3 protein-coding genes are annotated in these 2,094 nt (G+C 62.3%); all 3 read right to left on the minus strand.

Annotated elements, in window-relative coordinates:
• The coding region (gpM, locus tag AACS18_RS16560) for a phage terminase small subunit (RefSeq protein WP_258228746.1) at positions 1–294 on the minus strand (294 nt) is incomplete at its 3' end.
• A 3-nt stretch (positions 295–297) separates the two neighbouring features.
• Positions 298–1,347: a phage major capsid protein, P2 family gene (locus AACS18_RS16565; protein WP_108612754.1), complete on the minus strand. Its 1,050-nt coding sequence runs from the start codon at positions 1,345–1,347 to the stop codon at positions 298–300.
• A gap of 9 nt (positions 1,348–1,356) precedes the next feature.
• The coding region (locus AACS18_RS16570) for a GPO family capsid scaffolding protein (protein ID WP_258228747.1) at positions 1,357–2,094 on the minus strand (738 nt) is incomplete at its 5' end.

A 2,094-nucleotide genomic window follows, 5' to 3' on the forward strand; every position in this document is an offset into this window, starting at 1 on the left:
GACGGTGAGCAGCTGAAACAGCTCGTTCTGATAGGGCTGGCCTGACTCGGCCACGCTGGCCAGATAGCGCTCCACATAGGGGCGGTATTTGGGCATCAGTTCGCTGCGCTTCATGTTCACCCGATCCCCGATGCGGGCCAGCTTGCGCAGGCGGACGATGTCCTGTTCCAGGGCAATCATCTGCAGGTGCAGGCTGTCTGCCACCGCGCCGGTGACCATGCCCGTGCAGGCGGCCTGCGTGGCCCCCTGCATGGCTTGCACCCGTTGCTTGTGGCGTTGACCCGGTGAGCTCATGGCTTACTCGCTCGGCGCAGTGGGGGCGGCACCGATCTCGATGTCGGCCTCCTCGAACCCGCCATAGGCCAGGTATTCGCCGATGGCGTAGCCTTCCATCCGCCAGTACTGGTTATCGAAGCACTTCTTGTCCTGGTTATCGTCGGCCTTGCGCTTGCGGGTGCCGCGCTGGGTGTAGATGTGCAGGTTGTCCAGGGTGGTGACCACCATCCGCTTGCCCGGGAAGAACGGCGGGATGTAGGCCTTGCGCCCGGCAATCGACTCGGCCAGCTTCTGGGCGGCGATCTGCTCGGTCGGCTTGGTGGCTTCGCTGTAGAGCTTGGCCTGAGCCGAGGCCACCAGGTCGGTACCGACCAGCACCACCAGGCGCGGGTCCTGGCGGAACAGCGGATCGATAGTGGTGTTGATAAGGTCGGAGGCCATCTCGTCCAGGGTCTTGTAATCACCCTTGCCGTCCGGGTCGAAGTGGATCTTCTTGCCGGCCTCGGCCTTGATGATCTGGCTGCCTTCGTTCCACTCGCGGGCCAGCTGGTGCCAGCCTTTGTTGACGTCTTCGCCGAGCGGTTTCTTCTCCGGATCGGTGGTGTCAGCGGCATTCACGCCGTTCCAGCCGACGCGCAGCATGTCCAGAGCAAACGCCTTGTTGATGAAATCGCCCACCAGGCGCAGGAACTCGCCCTCGCTGCCGGCGTTGGCCCAGACGCACAGTGTCGCCCAGTCGAGGGAGGCACAGGAATCGGTCTCGGTCAGCTCGTAGGTGTTGCCGGCGACGCCGATCTTGCCGTTAAAGCGGCCATCCTTCTTGCGGCCGGTAAACAGCTTGCCGATGCCAACTTGCACCACCTGGCCCTTGATCTGGTCTACGTCGAGGCAGGTGATGAGGCCCAGGAACTCGACGGAGGCGAGCAGCGCGGCACGCAGGCCCGTTTCCACCGGACCGGTGACGCTGAACTGCTTGGCCAGCGCGTTGACGGGGATGCCATAGGCCTTGGCTAGGGCATTGCTGTATTGCTCCAGGCGCTGCATGGCCTGGACGGTAAGGGTCTGGCTCACGGTCGCTCCTTAATAGACTGCAGGGGTATCGTCACCGCCGAGGGCGTCCGGGCGCTGGCCGGGCTTCTCGACAGAGAACTGGTCGATCTTGCTGTTCAGCTCGCCGAACTTGTCGGTCAGGCTGGCCAGGGTTTGTTCCAGCTTGCTGAACTGCTCGGTGGTGATGCCGGGTTGCTCCTCCACCTTTGCGGGCTCGGTGACCGGTTGGGTGGTGTCGTCGGTGGCCGGTTTGGCTTCCAGCTTGGCGCTGAAGGCATCGATCTTGGTGCCAAGGCCGTTAAGGGCCCCCAGCATCTGATCGAACTGTTCTGGTTTCATTTCCTCATCCTCGGGTTGGCTGGGGTTGGGTTGGGGGTCAGGCTCGCCATGGCTGGCCAGGAAGCTGAAAAACTTGGCGATCAGACCATCGGCCTTCTCGTGCTTGGGTAGCTTGAACATGGAGAGGTCCAGCGGTTCGCTAGTGCCAACGGCCTGTCCTTTGTTGCTGTTGCTGAACTTGAGATGGGTGGTGCCGGTGCTGGCTGGCTCATCGGTGACACCGAGGCCCAGCAGGTAGGTACGCCCCAGATCTGCGAAGTTCTCGAAGGGTTCGATGGAGCAGAACTGATATTGGCCGTTCTGGTTGTAGTAGATGAGATCGCGATTCGGGCAGAGGATGGCGAACAGCTTGAGCTTGCCATCCACCTCTTCAGTCTTGAGTGCCTGCACCGTGCCATAGCTGGACCAGCGATCGTGCTCCGGCCAGAT

It is taken from the genome of Aeromonas sp. HMWF015 (assembly GCF_963878965.1).
Taxonomy (GTDB): Bacteria; Pseudomonadota; Gammaproteobacteria; order Enterobacterales; family Aeromonadaceae; genus Aeromonas; species Aeromonas veronii.